The organism is Cohnella ginsengisoli (genome assembly GCF_029525555.1).
Lineage (GTDB): Bacteria > Bacillota > Bacilli > Paenibacillales > Paenibacillaceae > Cohnella > Cohnella ginsengisoli.
In genome coordinates this window covers 1-3,586 of record NZ_JAPDHZ010000001.1, presented here as the reverse complement: position 1 = coordinate 3,586, position 3,586 = coordinate 1, and the positions used below count along the sequence as shown (strand labels likewise).

Sequence of the window (3,586 nt, the reverse complement as noted above, 5' to 3'; positions counted from 1 at the left end):
TTCGTTCAGTTACGTATGCTGCCATCAGATTGTGTTTGTTAGTCGCTTTTTTTTTTTTGGAATTTTTTTTTTGGAATTTTTTTTTTGCGCTAACAACCTCCTGCCGTTTTGCCCGTGCATATCGGTCACGAACAAATCTGATTACTAAACACAGTAGCCTGGATTTGTTCTATCAGTAATCGACCTTATTCCTAATTAAATAGAGCAAATCCCCTTATTGGGGGTAAGACATGAAGATGCCAGAAAAACATGACCTGTTGGCCGCCATTCTCGCGGCAAAGGAACAAGGCATCGGGGCAATCCTTGCGTTTGCAATGGCGTACCTTCGCGGCAGATATAATGGCGGTGCGTTTACAAAAACAGTAATCGACGCAACGATGTGCGCCATTATCGCCTAGTTCATTCGTGACCTTCTCGACTTCGCCGGACTAAGTAGCAATCTCGCTTATATAACGAGCGTGTTTATCGGCTACATCGGTACTGACTCGATTGGTTCGCTTATCAAACGCTTCGCTGCTAAAAAAAGCCGGAGTAGAAGATGGTAGAAATCAATAATCAACGTAAGGCGTTCCTCGATATGCTGGCGTGGTCGGAGGGAACTGATAACGGACGTCAGAAAACCAGAAATCATGGTTATGACGTCATTGTAGGCGGAGAGCTATTTACTGATTACTCCGATCACCCTCGCAAACTTGTCACGCTAAACCCAAAACTCAAATCAACAGGCGCCGGACGCTACCAGCTTCTTTCCCGTTGGTGGGATGCCTACCGCAAGCAGCTTGGCCTGAAAGACTTCTCTCCGAAAAGTCAGGACGCTGTGGCATTGCAGCAGATTAAGGAGCGTGGCGCTTTACCTATGATTGATCGTGGTGATATCCGTCAGGCAATCGACCGTTGCAGCAATATCTGGGCTTCACTGCCGGGCGCTGGTTATGGTCAGTTCGAGCATAAGGCTGACAGCCTGATTGCAAAATTCAAAGAAGCGGGCGGAACGGTCAGAGAGATTGATGTATGAGCAGAGTCACCGCGATTATCTCCGCTCTGGTTATCTGCATCATCGTCTGCCTGTCATGGGCTGTTAATCATTACCGTGATAACGCCATTACCTACAAAGCCCAGCGCGACAAAAATGCCAGAGAACTGAAGCTGGCGAACGCGGCAATTACTGACATGCAGATGCGTCAGCGTGATGTTGCTGCGCTCGATGCAAAATACACGAAGGAGTTAGCTGATGCTAAAGCTGAAAATGATGCTCTGCGTGATGATGTTGCCGCTGGTCGTCGTCGGTTGCACATCAAAGCAGTCTGTCAGTCAGTGCGTGAAGCCACCACCGCCTCCGGCGTGGATAATGCAGCCTCCCCCCCCCGACTGGCAGACACCGCTGAACGGGATTATTTCACCCTCAGAGAGAGGCTGATCACTATGCAAAAACAACTGGAAGGAACCCAGAAGTATATTAATGAGCAGTGCAGATAGAGTTGCCCATATCGATGGGCAACTCATGCAATTATTGTGAGCAATACACACGCGCTTCCAGCGGAGTATAAATGCCTAAAGTAATAAAACCGAGCAATCCATTTACGAATGTTTGCTGGGTTTCTGTTTTAACAACATTTTCTGCGCCGCCACAAATTTTGGCTGCATCGACAGTTTTCTTCTGCCCAATTCCAGAAACGAAGAAATGATGGGTGATGGTTTCCTTTGGTGCTACTGCTGCCGGTTTGTTTTGAACAGTAAACGTCTGTTGAGCACATCCTGTAATAAGCAGGGCCAGCGCAGTAGCGAGTAGCATTTTTTTCATGGTGTTATTCCCGATGCTTTTTGAAGTTCGCAGAATCGTATGTGTAGAAAATTAAACAAACCCTAAACAATGAGTTGAAATTTCATATTGTTAATATTTATTAATGTATGTCAGGTGCGATGAATCGTCATTGTATTCCCGGATTAACTATGTCCACAGCCCTGACGGGGAACTTCTCTGCGGGAGTGTCCGGGAATAATTAAAACGATGCACACAGGGTTTAGCGCGTACACGTATTGCATTATGCCAACGCCCCGGTGCTGACACGGAAGAAACCGGACGTTATGATTTAGCGTGGAAAGATTTGTGTAGTGTTCTGAATGCTCTCAGTAAATAGTAATGAATTATCAAAGGTATAGTAATATCTTTTATGTTCATGGATATTTGTAACCCATCGGAAAACTCCTGCTTTAGCAAGATTTTCCCTGTATTGCTGAAATGTGATTTCTCTTGATTTCAACCTATCATAGGACGTTTCTATAAGATGCGTGTTTCTTGAGAATTTAACATTTACAACCTTTTTTAAGTCCTTTTATTAACACGGTGTTATCGTTTTCTAACACGATGTGAATATTATCTGTGGCTAGATAGTAAATATAATGTGAGACGTTGTGACGTTTTAGTTCAGAATAAAACAATTCACAGTCTAAATCTTTTCGCACTTGATCGAATATTTCTTTAAAAATGGCAACCTGAGCCATTGGTAAAACCTTCCATGTGATACGAGGGCGCGTAGTTTGCATTATCGTTTTTATCGTTTCAATCTGGTCTGACCTCCTTGTGTTTTGTTGATGATTTATGTCAAATATTAGGAATGTTTTCACTTAATAGTATTGGTTGCGTAACAAAGTGCGGTCCTGCTGGCATTCTGGAGGGAAATACAACCGACAGATGTATGTAAGGCCAACGTGCTCAAATCTTCATACAGAAAGATTTGAAGTAATATTTTAACCGCTAGATGAAGAGCAAGCGCATGGAGCGACAAAATGAATAAAGAACAATCTGCTGATGATCCCTCCGTGGATCTGATTCGTGTAAAAAATATGCTTAATAGCACCATTTCTATGAGTTACCCTGATGTTGTAATTGCATGTATAGAACATAAGGTGTCTCTGGAAGCATTCAGAGCAATTGAGGCAGCGTTGGTGAAGCACGATAATAATATGAAGGATTATTCCCTGGTGGTTGACTGATCACCATAACTGCTAATCATTCAAACTATTTAGTCTGTGACAGAGCCAACACGCAGTCTGTCACTGTCAGGAAAGTGGTAAAACTGCAACTCAATTACTGCAATGCCCTCGTAATTAAGTGAATTTACAATATCGTCCTGTTCGGAGGGAAGAACGCGGGATGTTCATTCTTCATCACTTTTAATTGATGTATATGCTCTCTTTTCTGACGTTAGTCTCCGACGGCAGGCTTCAATGACCCAGGCTGAGAAATTCCCGGACCCTTTTTGCTCAAGAGCGATGTTAATTTGTTCAATCATTTGGTTAGGAAAGCGGATGTTGCGGGTTGTTGTTCTGCGGGTTCTGTTCTTCGTTGACATGAGGTTGCCCCGTATTCAGTGTCGCTGATTTGTATTGTCTGAAGTTGTTTTTACGTTAAGTTGATGCAGATCAATTAATACGATACCTGCGTCATAATTGATTATTTGACGTGGTTTGATGGCCTCCACGCACGTTGTGATATGTAGATGATAATCATTATCACTTTACGGGTCCTTTCCGGTGAAAAAAAAAGGTACCAAAAAAAACATCGTCGTGAGTAGTGAACCGTAAG

The 3,586-nt window shown here is 43.4% G+C and carries 6 protein-coding genes and 2 pseudogenes; 4 read left to right on the top strand and 4 right to left on the bottom strand.

All coding sequences use genetic code 11. From position 1 onward, the window contains the following. The first annotated feature begins 230 nt into the window (after nucleotides 1-230). The 3 genes and pseudogenes from OMP38_RS00040 to rzpD all read left to right on the top strand — a co-directional run bounded on the left by OMP38_RS00040 (nucleotide 231) and on the right by rzpD (nucleotide 1,476). Nucleotides 231-545: pseudogene (locus tag OMP38_RS00040) on the top strand (phage holin, lambda family). Continuing rightward, nucleotides 539-1,015 carry a glycoside hydrolase family 24 protein gene (locus OMP38_RS00035; RefSeq protein WP_000229403.1) on the top strand — a complete coding sequence of 159 codons (477 nt, stop codon included), beginning with the start codon at nucleotides 539-541 and terminating at the stop codon, nucleotides 1,013-1,015. Before OMP38_RS00040 ends, OMP38_RS00035 begins: the two are co-directional and overlap by 7 nt. Beyond that, nucleotides 1,012-1,476, top strand: coding sequence for a prophage endopeptidase RzpD (gene rzpD, locus OMP38_RS00030; protein WP_277563365.1), 465 nt, complete (start codon nucleotides 1,012-1,014; stop codon nucleotides 1,474-1,476). The genes OMP38_RS00035 and rzpD overlap by 4 nt, the downstream gene beginning before the upstream one ends. 31 nt (nucleotides 1,477-1,507) lie before the next feature. On the opposite strand, the gene bor is transcribed toward rzpD, so the two are convergent. The 3 genes and pseudogenes from bor to OMP38_RS35405 all read right to left on the bottom strand — a co-directional run bounded on the left by bor (nucleotide 1,508) and on the right by OMP38_RS35405 (nucleotide 2,502). Next, complete coding sequence (gene bor / locus OMP38_RS00025; protein ID WP_000738492.1) at nucleotides 1,508-1,801, bottom strand: serum resistance lipoprotein Bor; 294 nt, start codon at nucleotides 1,799-1,801, stop codon at nucleotides 1,508-1,510. Nucleotides 1,802-2,090: 289 nt separating this feature from the next. Then, nucleotides 2,091-2,315: pseudogene (locus tag OMP38_RS35410) on the bottom strand (DUF1398 family protein); the annotation flags it as partial. Beyond that, nucleotides 2,305-2,502 (bottom strand): DUF1398 family protein, encoded by a 198-nt coding sequence (locus tag OMP38_RS35405; RefSeq protein ID WP_277533282.1) that lies wholly within the window; start codon nucleotides 2,500-2,502, stop codon nucleotides 2,305-2,307. The pseudogene OMP38_RS35410 and the gene OMP38_RS35405, both read right to left, overlap by 11 nt. A gap of 285 nt (nucleotides 2,503-2,787) precedes the next feature. On the opposite strand from OMP38_RS35405, the gene ybcW reads away from it, so the two are divergent. Continuing rightward, nucleotides 2,788-2,994: a protein YbcW gene (gene ybcW / locus OMP38_RS00010; protein WP_001031427.1), complete on the top strand. Its 207-nt coding sequence runs from the start codon at nucleotides 2,788-2,790 to the stop codon at nucleotides 2,992-2,994. Between the two features lie 164 nt (nucleotides 2,995-3,158). Here ybcW and OMP38_RS00005 read toward each other — a convergent pair whose 3' ends face one another. Beyond that, nucleotides 3,159-3,353 carry a YlcI/YnfO family protein gene (locus OMP38_RS00005; RefSeq protein ID WP_001421937.1) on the bottom strand — a complete coding sequence of 65 codons (195 nt, stop codon included), beginning with the start codon at nucleotides 3,351-3,353 and terminating at the stop codon, nucleotides 3,159-3,161. Nucleotides 3,354-3,586 lie beyond the last annotated feature (233 nt).

Coding starts and splice junctions, on each gene's coding strand:
- OMP38_RS00035 (WP_000229403.1), top strand. CDS start 539: ATGGTAGAAATCAATAATCAACGTAAGGCGTTCCTCGATATGCTGGCG.
- rzpD (WP_277563365.1), top strand. CDS start 1,012: ATGAGCAGAGTCACCGCGATTATCTCCGCTCTGGTTATCTGCATCATC.
- bor (WP_000738492.1), bottom strand. CDS start 1,801: ATGAAAAAAATGCTACTCGCTACTGCGCTGGCCCTGCTTATTACAGGA.
- OMP38_RS35405 (WP_277533282.1), bottom strand. CDS start 2,502: ATGGCTCAGGTTGCCATTTTTAAAGAAATATTCGATCAAGTGCGAAAA.
- ybcW (WP_001031427.1), top strand. CDS start 2,788: ATGAATAAAGAACAATCTGCTGATGATCCCTCCGTGGATCTGATTCGT.
- OMP38_RS00005 (WP_001421937.1), bottom strand. CDS start 3,353: ATGTCAACGAAGAACAGAACCCGCAGAACAACAACCCGCAACATCCGC.